This is a genomic window from Streptomyces sp. SolWspMP-5a-2 (genome assembly GCF_900091845.1).
Lineage (GTDB): Bacteria > Actinomycetota > Actinomycetes > Streptomycetales > Streptomycetaceae > Streptomyces > Streptomyces doudnae.
Genome location: NZ_FMCI01000304.1, coordinates 1 through 22,160 on the forward strand (window position 1 = coordinate 1; position 22,160 = coordinate 22,160).

Below are 22,160 nucleotides of genomic sequence, written 5' to 3' on the forward strand. Positions count from 1 at the left end.
TGGCTGGTGCCCCCCTTCTTCCGGGCCGCCGAGTACGTCACCGTCCTGGCCCTCGCGGCCAGCGCGGACGTGAACGGAGCCCTTCCTGCGGCTTTCGGGCTGGTGGCCGCCGTCGCCTACCATCACTACGACACGGTCTACCGCATCCGCGGTGACGCCGGAGCGCCACCGGCCTGGCTGGTGCGCGCCGTCGGGGGGCACGAGGGCCGCACCCTGCTCGTCGTCGTCCTCGCCGCCGTGCTCACCGCCGCACAGTTCACGGTCGCGCTCACGGTGGTGGCCGTGGCCGTGGCCCTGCTGGTGCTCGTCGAGAGCGTCAGCTTCTGGGTCGCCTCCCACCGGGACGGCGCACCCGCCGTACACGACGAAGGAGAAACCGCATGATCGGCCTCGTGCTCGCGGCCGGCGCCGGACGGCGTCTGCGCCCCTACACCGACAGCCTGCCCAAGGCGCTGGTGCCGGTGGGGCCCGCGGGGATAGAGGACTCGATCACGGTGCTCGACCTGACCCTCGGCAACTTCGCCGAGATCGGGCTGACCGAGGTCGCCGTCATCGTCGGCTACCGCAAGGAGGCCGTCTACGCGCGCAAGGAGGAGCTGGAGGCGAAGTACGGCCTCACGCTCACCCTGATCGACAACGACAAGGCCGAGGAGTGGAACAACGCCTACTCCCTCTGGTGCGGCCGTGACGCCCTCAAGGACGGCGTGATCCTCGCCAACGGCGACACCGTGCACCCGGTCTCCGTCGAGCGCACGCTGCTCGCGGCCCGCGGCGAGGGGCGGCGGATCATCCTCGCCCTGGACACCGTCAAGGACCTGGCCGACGAGGAGATGAAGGTCGTCGTCGACCCTGTCAAGGGCATGACGAAGATCACCAAGCTGATGGACCCCGCCGAGGCCACCGGCGAGTACATCGGCGTCACCCTGATCGAGGGCGACGCCGCCCCCGAGCTGGTCCACGCCCTGAAGACGGTCTGGGAGGCCGACCCCCAGCAGTTCTACGAGCACGGCTACCAGGAGCTGGTGGACCGCGGCTTCCGCATCGACGTCGCGCCCATCGGCGACGTCAAGTGGGTGGAGATCGACAACCACGACGATCTCGCCCGCGGACGGGAGATCGCATGCCTGTACTGACCCGGCTGATCCCCTCGCCGCTCGTCGTCGACATCCGCCCGGGTGCCCTCGACGACCTGGCCTGCGTCCTCGCCGACGAACGCATCTCGCACTCAGGACGCCTCGCGGTCGCCGTCAGCGGCGGCTCCGGCGCCCGGCTGCGGGCCCGCCTCGAACCCTCGCTGCCCGGCGCCACCTGGTACGAGGTCGGCGGCGGCACCCTCGACGACGCCGTCCGGCTGGCCGGTGACATAAAGGCCGGGCACTACGACGCCGTGGTGGGCCTCGGCGGCGGCAAGATCATCGACTGCGCCAAGTTCGCCGCGGCGCGCGTCGGCCTGCCGCTGGTCGCCGTGCCGACCAACCTCGCCCACGACGGCCTCTGCTCACCCGTCGCCACCCTCGACAACGACGCGGGACGCGGCTCCTACGGCGTGCCCAACCCGATCGCCGTCGTGGTCGACCTCGACGTCATCCGCGAGGCCCCGGTGCGGTTCGTGCGCGCCGGGATCGGCGACGCCATCTCCAACATCAACGCCATCGCGGACTGGGAGCTGGCCAACCGGGTCAAGGGCGAGAAGATCGACGGACTGGCCGCCGCCATGGCCAGGCAGGCGGGCGAGGCGGTCTTCCGCCACCCCGGCGGCATCGCCGACAACGACTTCCTCCAGGTCCTCGCCGAGGCCTTGGTCCTCACCGGCGTCGCCATGTCCATCTCCGGCGACTCCCGCCCCGCCTCCGGCTCCTGCCACGAGATCAACCACGCCTTCGACCTGCTCTACCCCAAGCGCGCCGCCAGCCACGGCGAGCAGTGCGGCCTCGGCGCGGCCTTCGCGATGTACCTGCGCGGAGCCCGCGAACAGGCCGCCGACATGGCCCGGGTGCTGCGCCGGCACGGACTGCCGGTGCTCCCGGAGGAGATCGGCTTCACGGTCGCGGAGTTCGTGCGCGCCGTCGAGTTCGCCCCCGAGACCCGCCCCGGCCGCTACACCATCCTCGAACACCTCGACCTCAAGACCGACCAGATCAAGGACACCTACGCCGACTATGTCAAGGCCATCGGTAGCTGAACTCCGCCCGGTCGTCCACCCCGCGGGGGTGAAGGACCGGCGCAGCGGTGAGCACTGGATGGGGCGCCTCTACATGCGAGAGGTGTCCCTGCGCGTCGACCGTTACCTGGTGAACACCAGGGTCACGCCCAATCAGCTCACCTACCTGATGACCGTCTTCGGCGTGCTCGCCGCCCCGGCACTGCTGGTGCCGGGGATCACCGGCGCCGTCCTCGGCGTCTTCTGCGTCCAGATGTACCTGCTGCTCGACTGCGTCGACGGTGAGGTCGCCCGCTGGAAGCAGCAGTTCTCGCTCGGCGGCGTCTACCTCGACCGCGTCGGCGCCTACCTCACCGACGCGGCCGTCCTGGTCGGCTTCGGACTGCGCGCCGCCGACCTCTGGGGCACCGGGCGCATCTCCTGGCTCTGGGCCTTTCTCGGCACCCTGGCCGCCCTCGGCGCCATCCTGATCAAGGCCGAGACCGACCTGGTCGGCGTCGCCCGCCACCAGGGCGGTCTGCCGCCGGTCAAGGAGGCCGCCGCCGAGATGCGCTCCTCCGGCATGGCCCTGGCCCGCCGGGCCGCCGCCGCCTTCAAGTTCCACCGCCTGATCCTCGGCATCGAGGCGTCCCTGCTGATCCTGGTGCTGGCCGTCGTCGACCAGATCCGCGGCGACCTCTTTTTCTCCCGGCTCGGCGTCGCCGTCCTGGCCGGCATCGCGCTGCTCCAGACCCTGCTGCACCTGGTGTCGATCCTGGCGTCGAGCAGGCTGCGGTGACCGCCCCGAAGGTCGGCGCGGTCGTCATCACCATGGGCAACCGCCCCGACGAACTGCGCGCCCTGCTCGACTCCGTCGCCAAGCAGGACGGCGACCCGGTCAGCACCGTCGTCGTCGGCAACGGCTCGCCCGTCCCGGACGTCCCCGACGGCGTCCGCACCGTCGAACTGCCCGAGAACCTCGGCATCCCCGGCGGCCGCAACGTCGGCATCGAGGCCTTCGGACCCAGCGGCCGGGACGTCGACATCATCCTCTTCCTCGACGACGACGGGCTGCTCGCCCAGCACGACACCGCCGAGCTGTGCCGCAGCGCCTTCGAGGCCGACCCCCGGCTCGGCATCATCAGCTTCCGCATCGCCGACCCCGAGACCGGGGTCACCCAGCGCCGCCACGTGCCCAGGCTGCGCGCCGCCGACCCGATGCGCTCCTCCCGGGTCACCACCTTCCTCGGCGGCGCCAACGCCGTCCGCACCCAGGTCCTCGCCGAGGTCGGCGGCCTGCCCGACGCGTTCTTCTACGCCCACGAGGAGACCGACCTGGCCTGGCGCGCGCTCGACGCGGGCTGGATGATCGACTACCGCTCCGACATGGTGCTGTACCACCCGACGACGGCCCCCTCCCGGCACGCGGTCTACCACCGCATGGTGGCCCGCAACCGGGTCTGGCTGGCCCGGCGCAACCTCCCCGCGCCCCTGGTCCCGGTCTACCTCGGGGTCTGGATGCTGCTCACGCTGCTGCGCAGGCCTTCGCGTCCCGCCCTCAGGGCGTGGTTCGGCGGGTTCAGGGAAGGCTGGACCACCCCCTGTGGACCCCGCAGGCCCATGAAGTGGCGTACGGTGTGGCGGCTGACCCGGCTGGGCCGACCCCCTGTGATCTGACAAGCTCGTCCCTGTGGGGGTCCGGCCCCGGTCCCGGGTCCGGACCCCATGTCATGTCCGCACCCGTTGCGCATTCCGAAGACGAAAGTGTTTCCCCTGGTGAGTGAGACAACGCACGACGGCACGGTCGCCCTCGGCACGCCCGTGTCGCCCGACGACGGCCTCACGTCGGCCCAGCTGGCCGACCGGTACGGGCTGTCCGTGAGCGGCGCCCGGCCCTCGCTCGTCGAGTACGTCCGCCAGCTCTGGGACCGGCGCCACTTCATCCTCGCCTTCTCGCGGGCGAAGCTGACCGCCCAGTACAGCCAGGCGAAGCTCGGCCAGCTCTGGCAGGTGGCGACCCCGCTGCTCAACGCGGCCGTCTACTTCTTCATCTTCGGCCTGATCCTCAAGGCCGACCGGGGCATGTCCCGGGACGTGTACATCCCGTTCCTGGTCACCGGCGTGTTCGTGTTCACGTTCACCCAGTCCTCCGTGATGGCGGGCGTGCGCGCGATCTCCGGCAACCTCGGCCTGGTGCGCGCCCTGCACTTCCCGCGCGCCTCGCTGCCGATCTCCTTCTCGCTCCAGCAGCTCCAGCAGCTGCTGTTCTCGATGATCGTGCTCTTCGCCGTGGCCATCGGCTTCGGCAGCATCCCGGACCTGTCCTGGCTGCTGATCGTGCCGGTCCTCGCGCTCCAGTTCCTCTTCAACACCGGCCTCGCCCTGATCATGGCGCGGGCCGGCGCGAAGACCCCCGACCTCGCGCAGCTCATGCCCTTCGTGATGCGGACGTGGATGTACGCGTCCGGCGTGATGTTCTCCATCCCGATCATGCTGGAGGACAAGCCGGGGTGGGTGGCGGACATCCTCCAGGTGAACCCGGCCTCGATCTACATGGACCTGATGCGCTTCGCGCTGATCGAGGGCTACTCGGCCGACAACCTCCCCGACCATGTCTGGGCGCTCGCCGGGGGCTGGGCCCTGCTGCTCGCCGCGGGCGGGTTCGTGTACTTCTGGAAGGCGGAGGAGAGGTACGGCCGTGGCTGAGCACCAGGAGACCGAGCGGGCGGGCGCCCCGATCCCGACGGTCATCGCCGACGAACTGCACATCGTCTACCGCGTCAACGGCGCCAAGACGGGCAAGGGCAGCGCCACCGCCGCCCTCAGCCGCATCATCAGGCGCGGCTCGGACGACACCGCCCGCGGGGTGCGCAAGGTGCACGCCGTGCGGGGCGTCTCCTTCGTCGCCTACCGGGGCGAGGCGATCGGCCTGATCGGCTCGAACGGCTCCGGCAAGTCGACCCTGCTGCGCGCCATCGCCGGGCTGCTGCCCGCCGAGCGCGGCAAGGTCTACACCGACGGCCAGCCCTCCCTGCTCGGCGTCAACGCGGCCCTGATGAACGACCTGACGGGCGAGCGGAACGTCATATTGGGCGGTCTCGCCATGGGCATGTCCCGTGAGCAGATCATGGCGCGCTACCAGGGCATCGTCGACTTCTCGGGCATCAACGAGAAGGGCGACTTCATCACCCTGCCGATGCGCACCTACTCCTCCGGCATGGCGGCCCGGCTGCGGTTCTCCATCGCCGCCGCCAAGGACCACGACGTCCTCATGATCGACGAGGCGCTGGCCACCGGCGACCGCAAGTTCCAGAAGCGCTCCGAGCAGCGGATCAGGGAGCTGCGCAAGGAGGCCGGTACGGTCTTCCTCGTCAGCCACAACAACAAGTCGATCCGGGACACCTGCGACCGGGTGCTGTGGCTGGAACGCGGCGAACTGCGGATGGACGGACCCACCGACGAGGTCCTCAAGGAGTACGAGAAGTTCACGGGCAAGTAGCGCCCCGCACGACCGCAGGCGACGCGGGCCCCGCCGGACCTCTCCGGCGGGGCCCGGTGTCTGCAAAGGAAGCGTCAACTCGGCCCCGGCGCAGGAATCTTGAGGCCAATCGGTGTGTTGTTGTGATCTGCGGGACACCCCGGCGATCCTCGTTGCGTTGTACAACGTAAGCTGGTCCGGTGCTGAATCGCGGCAATCGGGGCGATAACGCGCGACACCCTCGATCGAGCAGGCCGCGCGCACGGTCGGGCGGCGTGTCCGAAATAGTGTGTATTGGGTCCGCAGTGTAGAACGGGAGATGTGACGGCAATGGCTACGGAAACTCCCCGGCTTCGCGCAGCACGTGCCGTCCCCGCCGCGGGCGGCCGGCGATGACCGGAACCCGCACGTCCCGCCCGGCCGACCCGGAGCGCGACACCCTCGACAAGGCCGCCGCCGAGAACTTCCCGGTGGCCCCCTTCTTCCTGCCCCGGGCCTGGCGCGACGACCTCATGGCCGTCTACGGCTTCGCCCGCCTGGTGGACGACATCGGCGACGGCGACCTCGCCCCCGGCGGCGCCGACGCCCGCCTCCTCGGCGTCGCCCCCCGGGACGCCGACGACCGGCTCCTGATGCTCGACGCCTTCGAGGCCGACCTGGACCGGGTCTTCGACTCCACCCCGCACCACCCCCTGCTGCGCCGCCTCCAGCCGACCGTCAGGCACCGCGCGCTCACCCCCGAGCCCTTCCGCGGCCTGATCGCCGCGAACCGCCAGGACCAGCTGGTCACCCGCTACGAGACCTACGACGACCTGCTCGCCTACTGCGAGCTGTCCGCGAACCCCGTCGGCCGTCTCGTGCTCGCCGTGACCGGCACCTCGACCCCCGAGCGGATCCGTCTGTCGGACGCGATCTGCACCGCACTGCAGATCGTCGAACACGTGCAGGACGTCGCCGAGGACCTCGGCCGTGACCGTGTCTACCTCCCCGCCGAGGACATGAAGCGCTTCCACGTGCGCGAGAGCGATCTCGCCGCCGATCACGCCGGCGCGTCGGTGCGCGCGCTGGTCGCCTTCGAGACGGAACGCGCCGTCGGCCTCCTGAATGAAGGCGCCCCGCTGGTGGGTAGCGTCCACGGCAGGCTGAAGCTGCTGCTGGCGGGGTTCGTGGCGGGGGGAAGGGCGGCGGTCCGCGCGATCGCCGCCGCCGAATACGACGTACTTCCCGGCCCACCCAAGCCCGGCAGGTTCCAGCTGCTGCGCGAGGTGGGCGTGACTCTGCGAGGAGAGGGGTGATCCGGACCGTGGAGTCGGAACACGAGGCCGCGTCCGCGCCGGTGCTCGCCGCCTACCGTTACTGCGAGGCCGTCACCGGACAGCAGGCCCGCAACTTCGCGTACGGCATCCGGCTGCTGCCCACCGCGAAGCGGCGCGCGATGTCCGCGCTGTACGCGTTCTCCCGGCGCGTCGACGACATCGGCGACGGCGCGCTGCCCGACCCGGTGAAGACGGAGCGCCTGGAGGACACCAGGGCGCTGCTCACCCGGGTGCGCGCGGGCGAGGTCGCCGAGGACGACACCGACCCGGTCGCCGTCGCGCTCGCCCACACCGCCGACGTCTTCCCGGTGCCGCTGGGCGGCCTGGACGAGCTGATCGACGGCGTCCTGAAGGACGTGCGCGGCGACAGCTACGAGACCTGGGACGACCTGAAGGTCTACTGCCGGTGCGTGGCCGGTGCCATCGGGCGGCTCTCGCTCGGCGTCTTCGGCACCGAGCCGGGCGCCGGGGGAGCCGAGCGCGCGCCGGAGTACGCCGACACCCTCGGCCTCGCGCTCCAGCTCACCAACATCCTGCGCGACGTCCGCGAGGACGCCGAGGGCGGCCGCACCTACCTGCCCGCCGACGACCTCGCCAAGTTCGGCTGCTCGGCCGGGTTCGCCGGGCCCGTCCCGCCGGAGGGCTCCGACTTTGCGGGCCTCGTCCACTTCGAGGTGCGCAGGGCCCGCGCCCTCTTCGCCGAGGGGTACCGGCTGCTGCCGATGCTCGACCGGCGCAGCGGCGCGTGCGTCGCCGCCATGGCCGGGATCTACCGGCGGCTCCTTGACCGGATCGAACGCGACCCGGAGGCCGTGCTGCGCGGCCGGGTCTCGCTGCCCGGACGCGAGAAGGCGTACGTCGCCGTCCGCGGTCTCTCCGGTCTCGACACCCGGCACGTGACCCGGCGGGCCGTCAGGAGGCGTGCCTGATGGGCCGTGCGCACGACGACGTCCGCCCCGGCGCGCGACGGCGGGCAACCTCCCGCCCGCGCGCCGCGTCCCTGACGGCGACGGCGGGCCCCGGCGACGCGTTCCCGTGCCGCGGCCGGGCGGGGGAGGACACACGATGAGCGACGGCAAGGCGGCAGACGGACCGGGCGCCGTTCCCTCCGACAGCCGCGGCAGGGACGCCGTCGTCATCGGCGGCGGCCTCGCCGGGGTCACCGCCGCCCTCGCCCTCGCCGACGCCGGTGTGCGCGTCACCCTCGTGGAGGGGCGCCCCCGCCTCGGCGGTCTGGCGTTCTCCTTCCGGCGCGGCGAGCTGACCGTGGACAACGGACAGCACGTCTACATGCGCTGCTGCACCGCCTACCGCTGGTTCCTCGACCGGGTCGGCGGGACGGCGCTCGCGCCCCTGCAGGATCGTCTCGACGTGCCCGTCCTCGACCTCGACCGCCCCGAGGGACGACGGCTCGGCAGGCTGCGCCGCGACCCCCTGCCGGTCCCGCTGCACCTGGGCCGCAGCCTCGCCGCCTACCCGCACCTCTCGCTCGCCGAGCGGGCCAGGGTCGGCCGGGCGGCGCTCGCCCTCAAAGGGCTCGACCTGGCCGATCCGGCCCTGGACACCCAGGACTTCGCGAGCTGGCTGAGCGCGCACGGCCAGTCGGCGCGGACCGTCGAGGCCCTGTGGGACCTGGTCGGCGTGGCCACCCTCAACGCCGTCGCCGCCGACTGCTCGCTCGGCCTCGCCGCCATGGTGTTCAAGACCGGCCTGCTCTCCGAGCCCGGCGCCGCCGACATCGGCTGGGCCACGGTCCCGCTGGGCGACCTGCACGACCGGCTGGCCCGCGAGGCCCTCGACGCGGCGGGCGTGCGCACCGAGACCCGCACCCGGGTCAGCGCGGTGAGCGCCGGCCCGGACGGGCGCTGGAGCGTCGAGGTGCCCGGCGAGAGCCTGCGCGCGGACACCGTCGTGCTCGCGGTGCCGCAGCGCGAGGCGCACGAACTGCTGCCGCCCGGCGCCCTCGACGACCCCGACCGGCTCCTGGAGATCGGCACCGCGCCGATCCTCAACGTGCACGTCGTCTACGACCGCACGGTCCTCACCCGGCCCTTCTTCGCGGCCCTCGGCACCCCGGTGCAGTGGGTCTTCGACCGCACCGCCGCCTCCGGACTCACCGACGGCCAGTACCTCGCCGTCTCCCAGTCCGCGGTCCAGGACGAGATCGACGCGCCCGTCGCCACCCTGCGCGAGCGCTACCTGCCCGAACTGGAACGCCTGCTCCCCGGTGCCCGCGGCGCCGAGGTGCGGGACTTCTTCGTGACCCGGGAGCGCACCGCGACGTTCGCTCCCGCCCCCGGCGTCGGACGGCTGCGGCCCGGCGCCCGCACCAAGGCACCCGGCCTCTACCTGGCCGGAGCGTGGACCGCCACCGGGTGGCCCGCGACCATGGAGAGTGCGGTCCGCAGCGGCGTCAACGCGGCCGACGCCGCGCTGAGCGCCCTGGGCCGGCCCCGCCCCCGACGTCTCTTCGACGTGGAGGAGGCGGCGTGACGCGCGACCAGCGCGCGGCAGGCCCCCGCACCCCCGGTACCGCAACAAGAGGAGAGACTGTGCCCACTGTGCCCCCGGCCTCGACCGCCGACCCAGAGACCGCGGTGGACGTGACCGCGCTCCTGGAACGCGGCCGGACCCTGGCCACGCCGGTACTGAAGGCGGCCGTCGACCGCCTGGCCCCTCCCATGGACACCGTCGCCGCCTACCACTTCGGCTGGATCGACGCCGACGGCAACCCCGCCGACGGTGACGGCGGCAAGGCCGTGCGTCCCGCCCTCGCGGTGCTCTCCGCCGAGGTCACCGGTGCCGCCCCCGAGGCCGGTGTGCCCGGCGCGGTCGCCGTGGAACTCGTCCACAACTTCTCGCTCCTGCACGACGACCTGATGGACGGCGACGAGCAGCGGCGCCACCGCGACACCGTCTGGAAGGTGCACGGGCCCGCCCAGGCGATCCTGGTCGGCGACGCCCTGTTCGCCCTCGGCAACGAGGTCCTCCTCGAACTCGGCACCGTCGAGGCGGGCCGCGCCACCCGGCGGCTGACCGCCGCCACCCGCGCCCTGATCGACGGCCAGGCCCAGGACATCTCCTACGAGCACCGCGACCGCGTCAGCGTCGAGGAGTGCCTGGAGATGGAGGGCAACAAGACCGGCGCCCTGCTGGCCTGCGCCTCCTCCATCGGCGCGGTGCTCGGCGGCGCCGACGACCGCACCGCCGACACCCTGGAGAGGTACGGCTACCACCTCGGCCTCGCCTTCCAGGCCGTCGACGACCTCCTCGGCATCTGGGGCGACCCCGGCTCCACCGGCAAGCAGACCTGGAGCGACCTGCGCCAGCGCAAGAAGTCCCTGCCGGTCGTGGCCGCGCTCGCCGCGGGCGGGGAAGCCTCCGAGCGGCTCGGCGAGATCCTCGCCGCCGACGCCAAGAGCAGTGACTTCGCGAACTTCTCCGAGGAGGAGTTCGCGGCCCGCGCCGCCCTCATCGAGGAGGCGGGCGGCCGGGAGTGGACGGCGGAGGAAGCGCGCCGTCAGCACACCATCGCCATCGAGGCCCTCGACGCCGTCGACATGCCCGACCGGGTTCGGGCGCAGTTCACGGCGCTCGCCGACTTCGTCGTCGTACGAAAGAGATGATCACTATCGGCCGAATAATCCTCGCGTAGTCGCCGGCCGGTGTCCCGGGACACCCAGCACCGGCCGACGGCGGACCCACAGCAGCAGGTGACTTACACGACTGCACGAAGGGGAAGCCATGACAGCGACGACCGACGGAAGCACCGGGGCCATGCCTCCCCGAGCAGCCGCGGCCAGCGACACCGCAGGCACCACCCCCGAGACGGCCGGGGTGCACCACACCGCCGTAGACGCCGTCCGGCGCGCCACCGACTTCCTGCTCGCCCAGCAGGACCCGCAGGGCTGGTGGAAGGGCGACCTGGAGACCAACGTCACCATGGACGCCGAGGACCTGCTGCTGCGGCAGTTCCTCGGCATCCTGGACGAGGCCACCCTCCGCGCCTCCGCCCTCCACGTCCGCGGCGAACAGCGCCCGGACGGCACCTGGGCCACCTTCTTCGGCGGACCGGGCGAACTCTCCACCACCATCGAGGCGTACGTCGCGCTGCGGCTGGCCGGTGACCGGCCGGACGCGCCGCACATGGCCCGCGCCTCGGCCTGGATCCGGGCCCGCGGCGGCATCGCCGAGGCCCGTGTCTTCACCCGCATCTGGCTCGCCCTGTTCGGCTGGTGGAAGTGGGAGGACCTGCCCGAACTCCCGCCCGAACTCCTCTACTTCCCCAAGTGGTTCCCGCTCAACATCTACAACTTCGGCTGCTGGGCCCGGCAGACCATCGTCCCGCTGACCGTCGTCTCGGCGAAGCGCCCGGTGCGTCCCGCGCCGTTCCCCCTCGACGAGCTGCACACGGACAAGGACCGCCCCAACCCGCCCAAGCCCCTCGCGCCGCCCACCACTTGGGACGGTCTCTTCCAGCGCCTCGACAAGGTGGTGCGCGGCTACCGGACGGTCGCGGTGCGCGGGCTGCGCACGGCCGCGCTGAAGTACGCCACCCGGTGGATCGTCGAGCGGCAGGAGAACGACGGCTGCTGGGGCGGCATCCAGCCGCCTGCCGTGTACTCGGTCATCGCCCTGCACCTGATGGGCTACGACCTCCAGCACCCCGTCATGCGGGCCGGGCTCGAATCGCTCGACCGGTACGCCGTGTGGCGGCAGGACGGGGCCCGGATGATCGAGGCCTGCCAGTCCCCGGTGTGGGACACCTGCCTCGCCGCGATCGCGCTCGTCGACGCGGGAGTCCCGGCCGACCACCCCCAACTGGTGCGCGCCGCCGACTGGATGCTCGGGGAGGAGATCGTCAGACCCGGTGACTGGGCCGTCCGCAGACCTCAACTCCCGCCGGGCGGCTGGGCGTTCGAGTTCCACAACGACAACTACCCCGACATCGACGACACCGCGGAGGTCGCCCTCGCGCTGCGCCGGGTACGCCACCGCGACCCGGAGCGGGTGGACCGGGCCATCGGGCGCGCGGTCCGCTGGAACCTCGGCATGCAGTCCAGGAACGGCGGTTGGGGCGCCTTCGACGTGGACAACACCAGCCCCTTCCCCGACCGGCTGCCGTTCTGCGACTTCGGGGAGGTCATCGACCCGCCGTCGGCCGACGTCACCGCGCACGTCGTAGAGATGCTCGCCGTCGAGGGACTGGCCCACGACCCGCGCACCCGGCGCGGCATCGACTGGCTGCTCGGGCAGCAGGAGCCGGACGGCTCGTGGTTCGGCCGCTGGGGCGTCAACTACATCTACGGCACCGGGTCCGTCGTCCCCGCGCTGACCGCCGCCGGGTTCCCCGGCTCGCACCCCGCGATCCGCCGCGCCGTCGGCTGGCTGCAGACCGTCCAGAACGAGGACGGCGGCTGGGGCGAGGACCTGCGCTCCTACCAGGACGCGGCCCGCTGGAGCGGCCGGGGCGCCTCGACCGCCTCGCAGACCGGGTGGGCGCTGATGGCGCTCCTCGCGGCCGGTGAGCGGGACTCCAGGGCCGTCGAGCGGGGCGTCGAGTGGCTGGCCGCCACCCAGCGGGAGGACGGCTCCTGGGACGAGCCCCACTTCACCGGCACCGGCTTCCCCTGGGACTTCTCCATCAACTACCACCTCTACCGGCAGGTGTTCCCGCTCACCGCCCTCGGCCGCTACCTCCACGGGGAACCCTTCGCGAAGAAGCCCTTCCCCGAGGTCGAGGGGGGTTGATGAGCCCGCAGCCCGCCCCGGCCCCGCTGCTGATCGCCTGCGCGCTCGGCATCGAGCACCTCGCCCTGCGCGCCGGTGAGCGCGGCGGCGCCGGCGGGCCGGTCACCGTGCTGCGCACCGGCATGGGGCCCAAGGCGGCCGACCGCTCGGTGACCCGGGTCCTCGCCGACCCGCACCTCGCCGACGCCGCCGTGCTGGCCACCGGGTTCTGCGCGGGGCTCGCCCCCGGCATGCACCCCGGCGACCTGGTCGTCGCCGAGGAGACCAGGGACCCGCGCGGGACCGTCCCGTGCGTCGGCACCGAACTGCTCGTCAAGGAACTCGTGCGGACCCTGCCGGGACGCACCGTCCACACCGGGCCGCTCACCGGCTCCGACCACGTGGTGCGCGGGCCCGAACGGTCGGACCTGCTCGCCACCGGCGCGATCGCGGTGGACATGGAATCCGCCGCGACGCTCCTGAGCGCCGTCCGTACGGGACCGCGCCCTGTTGCGGCCGTCCGGGTGGTCGTGGACGCTCCAGAACATGAACTGGTCCGAATCGGCACGGTGCGCGGTGGAATATCAGCCTTCCGCGTCCTTCGTTCCGTCCTTCCCGCATTCTTCGAATGGCACCGATCCTTGTTGCTCCCCCGGAGGTGAGCCAGATGGCCATGCCGCTGCGCCAGTCCATCAAGGTCGCTACATACCTGGCAGAACAGAAGCTCCGCAAGCGTGACAAGTTCCCGCTGATCGTGGAGCTGGAACCGCTTTTCGCCTGCAACCTCGCCTGCGAGGGCTGCGGCAAGATCCAGCACCCGGCCGGGGTGCTCAAGCAGCGCATGCCGGTCGCCCAGGCCGTGGGCGCGGTCCTCGAATCGGGCGCGCCGATGGTGTCCATCGCGGGCGGCGAGCCCCTGATGCACCCTCAGATCGACGAGATCGTGCGGCAGTTGGTCGCCAAGAAGAAGTACGTCTTCCTGTGCACCAACGCGATGCTGCTGCGCAAGAAGATGGACAAGTTCACGCCCTCGCCGTACTTCGCGTTCGCCGTCCACATCGACGGGCTGCGCGAGCGGCACGACGAGTCGGTCGCCAAGGAGGGCGTGTTCGACGAGGCGGTGGCGGCGATCAAGGAGGCCAAGCGGCGCGGCTTCCGGGTCACCACCAACTCGACCTTCTTCAACACCGACACCCCGCAGACCATCATCGAGGTGCTCGACTTCCTCAACGACGAGCTGCACGTGGACGAGATGATGATCTCGCCCGCCTACGCCTACGAGAAGGCGCCCGACCAGGACCACTTCCTCGGCGTCACGCAGACCAGGGAGCTGTTCAGGAAGGCCTTCGCGGGCGGCAACCGGCTGCGCTGGCGGCTCAACCACTCCCCGCTCTTCCTGGACTTCCTGGAGGGGAAGGTCGACTTCCCGTGCACGGCGTGGGCGATCCCCAACTACTCGCTGTTCGGCTGGCAGCGCCCCTGCTACCTGATGAGCGACGGGTACGTGCCGACGTACCGCGAACTCATCGAGAAGACCGACTGGGACAAGTACGGGCGCGGCAAGGACCCGCGCTGCGACAACTGCATGGCGCACTGCGGCTACGAGCCCACCGCCGTCCTGGCCACCATGGGTTCGCTCAAGGAGTCGCTGCGCGCGATGCGCGAGACGGTCTCCGGGAACCGGGAGTGACCCGGTGACCGCCGTCTCCCTGGGCGTGCCCGCGCTCCCGCCCCGGCCGATCGCCGAGCGCCGCCCCTCGCGGCGCATCGACGTCGGTCCGGTGGCGGTCGGCGGTGGCGCCCCGGTGTCGGTGCAGTCGATGACCACGACGCGCACCTCCGACATCGGCGCCACCCTCCAGCAGATCGCCGAGCTGACGGCGTCGGGGTGCCAGATCGTGCGGGTGGCGTGTCCGACGCAGGACGACGCGGACGCGCTGTCGACGATCGCCCGCAAGTCGCAGATCCCGGTCATCGCCGACATCCACTTCCAGCCGAAGTACGTCTTCGCGGCGATCGAGGCCGGATGCGCCGCCGTCCGCGTCAACCCCGGCAACATCAAGCAGTTCGACGACAAGGTCAAGGAGATCGCCAGGGCCGCCAAGGAGCACGGCACGCCCATCCGCATCGGCGTCAACGCCGGTTCGCTGGACCGCCGTCTGCTCCAGAAGTACGGCAGGGCGACCCCCGAGGCGCTCGTCGAGTCGGCGCTGTGGGAGGCGTCCCTCTTCGAGGAGCACGGCTTCCGCGACATCAAGATCTCCGTCAAGCACAACGACCCGGTCGTCATGATCGAGGCGTACCGGCAGCTCGCCGCCCGCTGCGACTACCCGCTGCACCTGGGCGTCACCGAGGCCGGGCCCGCCTTCCAGGGCACCGTCAAGTCGGCGGTCGCCTTCGGCGCGCTGCTGTCCGAGGGCATCGGCGACACCATCCGGGTCTCGCTGTCCGCGCCGCCCGCCGAGGAGGTCAAGGTCGGCATCCAGATCCTGGAGTCGCTGAACCTGCGGCAGCGGCGTCTGGAGATCGTCTCCTGCCCGTCCTGCGGCCGCGCGCAGGTCGACGTCTACAAGCTCGCCGACGAGGTCACGGCGGGCCTCGACGGCATGGAGGTGCCGCTGCGGGTCGCCGTCATGGGCTGCGTCGTCAACGGCCCCGGCGAGGCCAGGGAGGCGGACCTCGGCGTCGCCTCCGGCAACGGCAAGGGCCAGATCTTCGTCAAGGGCGAGGTCATCAAGACCGTCCCCGAGTCCAAGATCGTCGAGACCCTGATCGAGGAGGCGATGAAGATCGCCGCACAGATGGAGCAGGACGGCGTCGGAGCGGGGGAGCCGGCCGTCACCGTGAGCTGATCGAGCACGGACCGAAGGGGGCCCGAGCGTGACGATTCTGGAGACCATCCGGGGACCACGCGACCTTAAGGCGCTGTCCGAAGCGGACGTCGGTCGACTGACCGAGGAGATCAGGGAGTTCCTGGTGCAGGCGGTGGCCAGGACCGGCGGGCACCTCGGGCCCAACCTGGGCGTGGTGGAGCTGTCCGTCGCCCTGCACCGCGTCTTCGAGTCGCCGGTGGACCGCATCGTGTGGGACACCGGCCACCAGAGCTACGTGCACAAGCTGCTGACAGGGCGTCAGGACTTCTCCAAGCTGCGCGGCAAGGGCGGCCTCTCCGGCTATCCCTCGCGGGAGGAGTCCGAGCACGACATCGTCGAGAACAGCCACGCCTCCACCGCGCTCGGCTGGGCCGACGGGCTCGCCAAGGCCCGTCAGGTGCTCGGCGAGAAGGGCCACGTGGTCGCCGTCATCGGCGACGGCGCGCTGACCGGCGGCATGGCCTGGGAGGCCCTCAACAACATCGCGGCCGCCAAGGACCGGCCGCTGATCGTCGTCGTCAACGACAACGAGCGCTCCTACGCGCCCACCATCGGCGGCCTCGCCGACCACCTCGCCACCCTGCGCACCACCGACGGCTACGAACGGGTCCTCGCCTGGGGCAAGGACGTCCTGCTGCGCACCCCGGTCGTCGGCGGCACGCTCTACGAGTCGCTGCACGGCGCCAAGAAGGGCTTCAAGGACGCCTTCGCGCCGCAGGGCATGTTCGAGGACCTGGGCCTGAAGTACATCGGCCCGATCGACGGGCACGACATCGGGGCCGTCGAGTCCGCGCTGCGCCGCGCGAAGCGCTTCCACGGGCCCGTCCTCGTGCACTGCCTCACCGAGAAGGGCCGCGGCTACGGACCAGCCCTCGCGCACGAGGAGGACCACTTCCACACCGTCGGCGTGATGGACCCGCTCACCTGCGAGCCCCTCGCACCCGCCGCCGCGCCCTCCTGGACGTCGGTGTTCGGCGAGGAGATCGCCGCGATCGGCGCCGAGCGCGAGGACGTCGTCGCGATCACGGCGGCCATGCTGCACCCGGTCGGGCTCGGCCCGTTCGCCGCCCGGTTCCCCGACCGGGTCTGGGACGTCGGCATCGCCGAGCAGCACGCCACCGTCTCCGCGGCCGGTCTCGCCACCGGCGGGGTCCACCCCGTCGTCGCCGTCTACGCCACCTTCCTCAACCGGGCCTTCGACCAGCTCCTGATGGACGTCGCGCTGCACCGCTGCGGCGTCACCTTCGTCCTGGACCGGGCCGGGGTCACCGGCGTCGACGGCGCCTCCCACAACGGCATGTGGGACATGTCGATCCTCCAGGTCGTCCCCGGCCTGCGGATCGCCGCCCCGCGCGACGCCGCCCAGCTCCGCGCCCAGCTCCGCGAGGCCGTCGCGGTCGACGACGCCCCCACCCTGGTCCGCTTCCCGAAGGAGTCCGTCGGCCCCGAGATCCCGGCCGTCGACCGGATCGGCGGACTCGACGTGCTGCGCCGCGACGCGCGGCCCCAGGTGCTCCTGGTCGCCGTCGGCGTGATGGCATCGGTCTGCCTCCAGGCCGCCGACCTGCTGGCGGCGCGCGGCATCGGCTGCACCGTCGTCGACCCCCGCTGGGTCAAGCCCGTCGACCCCGCACTGCCCGAACTCGCCGCCCGCCACCGCCTGGTGGCCGTCGTCGAGGACAACAGCCGCGCCGCCGGGGTCGGTTCGGCCGTGGCACTCGCCCTCGGGGACGCCGAGGTCGACGTCCCCGTACGGCGGTTCGGCATCCCCGAGCAGTTCCTCGCGCACGCCGGACGCGCCGAGGTCCTCGCCGACATCGGACTCACGCCCGTCGAGGTGGCCGGGCGGATCGCCGCGAGCCTGGCCGCCGGGGAAGCGACGGACGGCACAGTCAAGGAGAAAGCTGAATGAGCAAGGAGTTCGACCTCGGCGCCCTCCTGGCCGAGCGCGGAGCCGAGCGCTACGAGCTGCACGGCAGGTACCTCAACCACCAGCTCCCGCGCATGCTGCGCACCCTCGGCTTCGACAAGGTCTACGAGCGCGGCGAGGGCGCCTACTTCTGGGACGCCGAGGGCAACGACTACCTGGACATGCTCGCCGGGTTCGGCGTGATGGGCCTGGGCCGCCACCACCCGGTGGTCCGCAAGGCGCTGCACGACGTCCTGGACGCCGACCTCGCCGACCTCACCCGCTTCGACTGCCAGCCGCTGCCCGGTCTGCTCGCCGAGCGGCTGCTCGCCCACAGCCCGCACCTGGACCGGGTCTTCTTCGGCAACAGCGGCACCGAAGCCGTCGAGACCGCCCTGAAGTTCGCCCGCTACGCCACCGGCAGGCCCCGCGTCCTCTACTGCGACCACGCCTTCCACGGCCTGACCACCGGCTCCCTCTCGGTCAACGGCGAGTCGGGGTTCCGCGACGGCTTCGCCCCGCTGCTGCCCGACACCCCGGTGCCGCTGGGTGATCTCGACGCCCTGGCACGGGAGTTGAAGAAGGGCGATGTCGCCGCCCTGGTCGTCGAACCGATCCAGGGCAAGGGCGTGCACGAGGCGCCGCCCGGATACCTGCGCGCCGCCCAGGAGCTGCTGCACCGGCACAAGGCGCTGCTCATCGCCGACGAGGTGCAGACCGGCCTCGGCCGCACCGGCGACTTCTACGCCTACCAGCACGAGGACGGCGTCGAACCCGACCTGGTGTGCGTGGCCAAGGCGCTCTCCGGGGGGTACGTGCCGGTCGGCGCCACCCTCGGCCGGGACTGGATCTTCAAGAAGGTCTACTCGTCCATGGACCGGGTGCTCGTGCACTCGGCGAGCTTCGGCTCCAACGCCCAGGCGATGGCGGCCGGTCTCGCCGTGCTGTCGGTCATGGAGAACGAGCAGATCGTCGCGGGCGCGCGCGCCACCGGCGACCTGCTCAGGTCGCGGCTCGCCGCCCTCGTCGACACCTATGAGCTGCTCGCCGACGTGCGCGGCCGGGGTCTCATGGTCGGCATCGAGTTCGGGCGCCCCAAGTCCCTCAAGCTGCGCAGTCGTTGGACGATGCTCCAGGCGGCCCGCAAGGGCCTCTTCGCGCAGATGGTCGTGGTCCCGCTGCTCCAGCGGCACCGGATCCTCACCCAGGTCTCCGGCGACCACCTGGAGGTGATCAAGCTGATCCCGCCGCTGATCATCGGGGAGCGGGAGGTGGACCGGTTCGTCGAGGCGTTCACCGCGGTCATGGACGACGCGCACAGCGGCGGCGGACTGATGTGGGACTTCGGCAGAACCCTGGTGAAGCAGGCGGTGGCCAACCGGTAGCGGAGGGGCGCGCGGCGGACCCGCTCGGGAGGCGTGCGCCCGGCGGGTCCCTGGCTTTTGCCTCTGAGGCAAGGAAATTGCCCCAGGGGCAAAGTTCGGGCTGAATAGAGGGCATGAACGCTCCCGAGACCGATCCCTCGGGCGGGCCGGACACCGACGTCACGCCCGTCGTCGCGCCTCACCTGCGCGAGCTGCGCCGCAGGGCCTCGCTGACCCTGGAGGCCGCGGCCCGCACCGCGGGTCTCTCACCGGCGCACCTCTCCCGGCTGGAGACGGGCCAGCGCCAGCCGTCCCTGCCGATGCTGCTCGCCCTGGCCCGCATCTACGGTACGACGGTCTCCGAGGTGCTCGGCGAGACGTCCGCCGACCGGGACGCCGTCGTCCGGGCCTCGGACATGGAACCGACCGCCGCGGGCGGCTGGACCTACTGGCAGGCCGGGGCCTCCGGGCGCGGCATGCAGGCCCTGCGGGTGCAGGTGCCGCACGGCGCCCAGGGGGACATCGTGCGGGTGCACCCCGGCGAGGAGTGGCTGTACGTCCTCGGCGGCCGGCTCAGGCTCCGCCTCGGGGAGACCACCCACCTGCTCGGGCCCGGGGACAGCGCGCACTTCGACTCGCTGACCCCGCACCGCATCGCCGCCCAGGACCCCGCCGGGGTCGAGCTGCTGTTCGTCCACACCCTGCTCCAGAGCCCCGCGGCCACGCTGTGCCTGGGACCCACCACCGGAGGTATGTCATGACCGACATGGAGGAGAAGTTCCCCCGCGCCCTGTGGGTACGGCTGATCATCTACATCGCCGTGGGGCACCTCTTCGCGGCCTTCATCTACCTGCTGTTCGAGGTGGGCGCCAAGTAACGGGCGGCGGGGTCAGTCGAGCAGGCGCTCGCGCAGCCGCTCCCGCAGCGGCGGGGTCAGGCCGAGCCCCTGCTCCAGGTAGGCGTCGACACCGCCCCAGGTCGACCCGATCGTCTCGAAGGCCGCCGACAGGTACTCCGCGCGGGCGTCGAAGAGGGGGCTGAGCAGCTCCATCACCTCCGGCGTGTAGGCGGACGGGGAGTCGTCCCCGCGCCTGACCCGGTAGCGGCGGTGCTTCGCGTTCGACTCCAGGTAGTCGGCGACGATCGCCTCGCGCTCCACCCCGAGGGCGAGGAGCGTCACCGCCACGGACAGGCCCGCGCGGTCCTTGCCCGCCGCGCAGTGCATCAGCGCGGGCACGCTGTCCTCGGCGAGCGAGCGCAGGACGCGCCCGTGCTCGGCGGTGCGGTCCCTGATGATCGAGCGGTACGAGGCGATCATGCGCTCGGCGCCCTTGCCGTCGCCGAGGATCGTCCGCAGCTGCGCCAGGTCGCCGTCGCGCACCATCCGCCAGAACTCGGCGCCGTCGGCCGGGTCGGAGAGCGGCAGGTTCACGTTGCGCACGCCCGGCAGCTCGACGTCCGGGCCCTCCAGCCGCTGGTCCGCCGCGTTGCGGAAGTCGAAGACGGTGTGCAGGCCGAGCCCGGCGAGGAAGGCCGCGTCCTCGGCCGTCGCGTGCGCGAGGTGGCCGCTGCGGAAGAGGACGCCGTGCCGTACCCGGCGGCCGTCCGTGGTGGGCAGGCCCCCCACGTCGCGGAAGTTGCGTACCTGGGACAGCTCGGGCTCGGTCGACGGGATCTGCTGCGTCAAGGGGGCTCCCTCCCACTCGGGCCCGCCGACGCGGCTCTGAGGAATGGCCGGCGGATCCGCACCCGACGATACGACATACGTACCGGCGCGCCCGGCGACTCCGGAGGCGTCGTCCACCGCCCCCGAGGCCCGCCCGGATCCGCTCGCGGCGCCCCGGAGTGCGCGGGTCCGTACCCTCCTGTCGCGAGAGTGCCGCATGTGGGCCATCTGTCCGTATTAGGTGTGTGGGTGGCGTTTCCAGCGTCTTCGTGTCAACTCGCTCTGGAATGGGGGAGGGTGGCCGAGTGCCGCGTGAGGAGCGTCATAGTCGTGACCGTCCGTGGCCCGTCATGTTCACGTAATTCAGGTTCTTCGCTTGCGAGTTCACGGCGGGCGCGGCGAACGATATCCACGCAGGGTGACGGCGAATTCCGGTAAGGGATCAAGAGAAAGGCGGGAAAGGGGAACCGCGGCTTGTCCGTTCGCGTCTTCGTCGCTTACGTTCGCCACCACTCCGGACGGACGCCCAATCCTGCCGCCGACCGGAATTCCGCATCAATCACCCGTACTCGGCAGGAGCGGGGGACCCACAGGTACCACCGCCTGTTCCGGTCTCCGGAACGGCTCGGGGTAAAGCCGCGTCGCACGACGCGGCCGGGCATCTCCAGTCCGCACCCGACAGCTCACCTCGCAGGCGCCGGAGAGGAATTCGTCATGCCCGCGAAGGGTAAGCACCGCCGTCCGAAGGCCCTGCGCCTCACCCGCTCGATAGCCGTCGCCGGAACCGGTGGCGCCGCTCTCGCCCTCCCGCTCATGGGAGCCGCGAACGCGCACGCCGCCGCGCCGCACTCCGCCGCCCAGCCGGTCTCCGGAAAGGCCGTCGCGGCCCTCCAGACCGCCGGGACGAAGTCGGCCGCGTCCGCGAATTCGACCGCCACCAGGACCTATTCCGTCCGGGTCGGCGACTGTCTCTCGAAGATCGCCGACGAGCAGAACGTCCAGGGCGGCTGGAAGCGGCTCTACGCCGACAACCGCCAGGCCGTCGGCGGGGACCCGTCGCTGATCCGCCCCGGCCTCGAACTCGCCATCGGCGCGAAGGCCGCGACGACCGGTGACACGCCGGCCGACACGTCCGGCTCCTCGAAGACGGCGGACGCGACGGATTCCGCCGCCTCCTCCGACCCGGCCGACTCCACCGGTTCCGGCGACTCCTCCACCGCGTCGGCCCCGCAGTCCTCCACCGCGTCGACCGGCTTCACCCTCCCGGTCTCCGGCGCCTCCGTCGGCACCGCCTACCGCGCCTCCGGGTCCATGTGGTCCAGCGGCTACCACACCGGCGTCGACTTCGTCGTGCCGACCGGCACCTCCCTCAAGGCCGTCGGCGCGGGCAGCGTCGTCTCCGCGGGCTGGGGCGGCGCGTACGGCAACCAGGTCGTCATCAAGCTCGCCGACGGCCACTACGCCCAGTACGCCCACCTCTCCCAGCTCTCCGTGTCGGCGGGCCAGAGCGTGAGCGCCGGGCAGCAGGTCGGCCTCTCCGGGGCCACCGGCAACGTCACCGGACCGCACCTGCACTTCGAGATCCGCACCACCCCGGAGTACGGCTCCGACGTGGACCCGCTCGCCTACCTCCGTACGCAGGGCGTCCAGGTCGGCTGACCGCACCCACCCGAACGCGCCGAAG

At 71.9% G+C, this 22,160-nt stretch carries 21 protein-coding genes and 1 riboswitch; of the genes, 20 read left to right on the forward strand and 1 reads right to left on the reverse strand.

Translation table 11 applies throughout. The features are described 5' to 3' along the window. From GA0115242_RS29840 to GA0115242_RS29930, 19 genes are all read left to right on the forward strand, one after another. A partial coding sequence (locus GA0115242_RS29840) for a DUF5941 domain-containing protein (protein ID WP_237549383.1) occupies positions 1–384 on the forward strand: 384 nt, incomplete at its 5' end. Then, on the forward strand, positions 381–1,133 hold the full coding sequence (locus GA0115242_RS29845; RefSeq protein WP_093833952.1) for a phosphocholine cytidylyltransferase family protein: 753 nt from the start codon (positions 381–383) through the stop codon (positions 1,131–1,133). The genes GA0115242_RS29840 and GA0115242_RS29845, both read left to right, overlap by 4 nt. Continuing rightward, positions 1,121–2,182 carry an iron-containing alcohol dehydrogenase family protein gene (locus tag GA0115242_RS29850; protein ID WP_093833954.1) on the forward strand — a complete coding sequence of 354 codons (1,062 nt, stop codon included), beginning with the start codon at positions 1,121–1,123 and terminating at the stop codon, positions 2,180–2,182. Before GA0115242_RS29845 ends, GA0115242_RS29850 begins: the two co-directional genes overlap by 13 nt. Continuing rightward, positions 2,160–2,939, forward strand: a complete 780-nt coding sequence (locus tag GA0115242_RS29855; protein ID WP_093834020.1) for a CDP-alcohol phosphatidyltransferase family protein — start codon at positions 2,160–2,162, stop codon at positions 2,937–2,939. The genes GA0115242_RS29850 and GA0115242_RS29855 overlap by 23 nt, the downstream gene beginning before the upstream one ends. Before the next feature lie 32 nt (positions 2,940–2,971). Beyond that, the gene (locus GA0115242_RS29860; protein ID WP_202555951.1) at positions 2,972–3,817 is read left to right on the forward strand and encodes a glycosyltransferase family 2 protein; all 846 of its coding nucleotides are present in this window, start codon (positions 2,972–2,974) and stop codon (positions 3,815–3,817) included. 99 nt (positions 3,818–3,916) lie between these two features. After that, positions 3,917–4,846, forward strand: coding sequence for an ABC transporter permease (locus GA0115242_RS29865; RefSeq protein ID WP_093833958.1), 930 nt, complete (start codon positions 3,917–3,919; stop codon positions 4,844–4,846). After that, entirely contained in the window at positions 4,839–5,639 is an 801-nt protein-coding gene (locus tag GA0115242_RS29870) for an ABC transporter ATP-binding protein (RefSeq protein WP_176729937.1), read from the forward strand. Before GA0115242_RS29865 ends, GA0115242_RS29870 begins: the two co-directional genes overlap by 8 nt. Before the next feature lie 371 nt (positions 5,640–6,010). After that, positions 6,011–6,913: a squalene synthase HpnC gene (gene hpnC / locus GA0115242_RS29875; RefSeq protein ID WP_093833960.1), complete on the forward strand. Its 903-nt coding sequence runs from the start codon at positions 6,011–6,013 to the stop codon at positions 6,911–6,913. Then, the gene (gene hpnD / locus GA0115242_RS29880) at positions 6,910–7,863 is read left to right on the forward strand and encodes a presqualene diphosphate synthase HpnD (RefSeq protein ID WP_093833962.1); all 954 of its coding nucleotides are present in this window, start codon (positions 6,910–6,912) and stop codon (positions 7,861–7,863) included. Before hpnC ends, hpnD begins: the two co-directional genes overlap by 4 nt. A 136-nt stretch (positions 7,864–7,999) precedes the next feature. Further along, positions 8,000–9,427 carry a hydroxysqualene dehydroxylase HpnE gene (hpnE, locus tag GA0115242_RS29885; protein ID WP_093833964.1) on the forward strand — a complete coding sequence of 476 codons (1,428 nt, stop codon included), beginning with the start codon at positions 8,000–8,002 and terminating at the stop codon, positions 9,425–9,427. Positions 9,428–9,495: 68 nt separating this feature from the next. After that, positions 9,496–10,560, forward strand: a complete 1,065-nt coding sequence (locus GA0115242_RS29890; RefSeq protein WP_161353362.1) for a polyprenyl synthetase family protein — start codon at positions 9,496–9,498, stop codon at positions 10,558–10,560. A 118-nt stretch (positions 10,561–10,678) separates the two neighbouring features. Next, positions 10,679–12,685 carry a squalene--hopene cyclase gene (gene shc / locus GA0115242_RS29895; RefSeq protein ID WP_093833968.1) on the forward strand — a complete coding sequence of 669 codons (2,007 nt, stop codon included), beginning with the start codon at positions 10,679–10,681 and terminating at the stop codon, positions 12,683–12,685. Continuing rightward, on the forward strand, positions 12,685–13,326 hold the full coding sequence (locus GA0115242_RS29900; RefSeq protein ID WP_093833970.1) for a phosphorylase family protein: 642 nt from the start codon (positions 12,685–12,687) through the stop codon (positions 13,324–13,326). The genes shc and GA0115242_RS29900 overlap by 1 nt, the downstream gene beginning before the upstream one ends. A gap of 5 nt (positions 13,327–13,331) precedes the next feature. Then, positions 13,332–14,354: an adenosyl-hopene transferase HpnH gene (hpnH, locus tag GA0115242_RS29905; protein WP_093833972.1), complete on the forward strand. Its 1,023-nt coding sequence runs from the start codon at positions 13,332–13,334 to the stop codon at positions 14,352–14,354. A gap of 4 nt (positions 14,355–14,358) precedes the next feature. Further along, the gene (ispG, locus tag GA0115242_RS29910; RefSeq protein WP_093833974.1) at positions 14,359–15,516 is read left to right on the forward strand and encodes a flavodoxin-dependent (E)-4-hydroxy-3-methylbut-2-enyl-diphosphate synthase; all 1,158 of its coding nucleotides are present in this window, start codon (positions 14,359–14,361) and stop codon (positions 15,514–15,516) included. 28 nt (positions 15,517–15,544) lie between these two features. Continuing rightward, positions 15,545–17,449, forward strand: coding sequence for a 1-deoxy-D-xylulose-5-phosphate synthase (gene dxs, locus GA0115242_RS29915; protein ID WP_093833976.1), 1,905 nt, complete (start codon positions 15,545–15,547; stop codon positions 17,447–17,449). Then, on the forward strand, positions 17,446–18,831 hold the full coding sequence (locus GA0115242_RS29920; protein ID WP_093833978.1) for an aspartate aminotransferase family protein: 1,386 nt from the start codon (positions 17,446–17,448) through the stop codon (positions 18,829–18,831). The genes dxs and GA0115242_RS29920 overlap by 4 nt, the downstream gene beginning before the upstream one ends. Before the next feature lie 113 nt (positions 18,832–18,944). After that, positions 18,945–19,571 (forward strand): helix-turn-helix domain-containing protein, encoded by a 627-nt coding sequence (locus tag GA0115242_RS29925; protein WP_093833980.1) that lies wholly within the window; start codon positions 18,945–18,947, stop codon positions 19,569–19,571. Continuing rightward, on the forward strand, positions 19,568–19,687 hold the full coding sequence (locus GA0115242_RS29930) for a DUF6126 family protein (RefSeq protein ID WP_093833982.1): 120 nt from the start codon (positions 19,568–19,570) through the stop codon (positions 19,685–19,687). Before GA0115242_RS29925 ends, GA0115242_RS29930 begins: the two co-directional genes overlap by 4 nt. A gap of 12 nt (positions 19,688–19,699) precedes the next feature. Here GA0115242_RS29930 and GA0115242_RS29935 read toward each other — a convergent pair whose 3' ends face one another. After that, entirely contained in the window at positions 19,700–20,497 is a 798-nt protein-coding gene (locus GA0115242_RS29935) for a tyrosine-protein phosphatase (RefSeq protein ID WP_093833984.1), read from the reverse strand. Between the two features lie 529 nt (positions 20,498–21,026). After that, positions 21,027–21,186, forward strand: a riboswitch (cyclic di-AMP (ydaO/yuaA leader). Positions 21,187–21,190: 4 nt separating this feature from the next. Between GA0115242_RS29935 and GA0115242_RS29940 the strand changes: the two genes are divergently transcribed. Then, positions 21,191–22,135, forward strand: coding sequence for a M23 family metallopeptidase (locus GA0115242_RS29940; protein ID WP_093833986.1), 945 nt, complete (start codon positions 21,191–21,193; stop codon positions 22,133–22,135). The last annotated feature ends 25 nt before the right edge of the window (positions 22,136–22,160 follow it).

Coding starts and splice junctions, on each gene's coding strand:
- GA0115242_RS29845 (WP_093833952.1), top strand. CDS start 381: ATGATCGGCCTCGTGCTCGCGGCCGGCGCCGGACGGCGTCTGCGCCCC.
- GA0115242_RS29850 (WP_093833954.1), top strand. CDS start 1,121: ATGCCTGTACTGACCCGGCTGATCCCCTCGCCGCTCGTCGTCGACATC.
- GA0115242_RS29855 (WP_093834020.1), top strand. CDS start 2,160: ATGTCAAGGCCATCGGTAGCTGAACTCCGCCCGGTCGTCCACCCCGCG.
- GA0115242_RS29860 (WP_202555951.1), top strand. CDS start 2,972: ATGGGCAACCGCCCCGACGAACTGCGCGCCCTGCTCGACTCCGTCGCC.
- hpnC (WP_093833960.1), top strand. CDS start 6,011: ATGACCGGAACCCGCACGTCCCGCCCGGCCGACCCGGAGCGCGACACC.
- hpnE (WP_093833964.1), top strand. CDS start 8,000: ATGAGCGACGGCAAGGCGGCAGACGGACCGGGCGCCGTTCCCTCCGAC.
- shc (WP_093833968.1), top strand. CDS start 10,679: ATGACAGCGACGACCGACGGAAGCACCGGGGCCATGCCTCCCCGAGCA.
- GA0115242_RS29900 (WP_093833970.1), top strand. CDS start 12,685: ATGAGCCCGCAGCCCGCCCCGGCCCCGCTGCTGATCGCCTGCGCGCTC.
- hpnH (WP_093833972.1), top strand. CDS start 13,332: ATGGCCATGCCGCTGCGCCAGTCCATCAAGGTCGCTACATACCTGGCA.
- GA0115242_RS29920 (WP_093833978.1), top strand. CDS start 17,446: ATGAGCAAGGAGTTCGACCTCGGCGCCCTCCTGGCCGAGCGCGGAGCC.
- GA0115242_RS29925 (WP_093833980.1), top strand. CDS start 18,945: ATGAACGCTCCCGAGACCGATCCCTCGGGCGGGCCGGACACCGACGTC.
- GA0115242_RS29930 (WP_093833982.1), top strand. CDS start 19,568: ATGACCGACATGGAGGAGAAGTTCCCCCGCGCCCTGTGGGTACGGCTG.
- GA0115242_RS29940 (WP_093833986.1), top strand. CDS start 21,191: ATGCCCGCGAAGGGTAAGCACCGCCGTCCGAAGGCCCTGCGCCTCACC.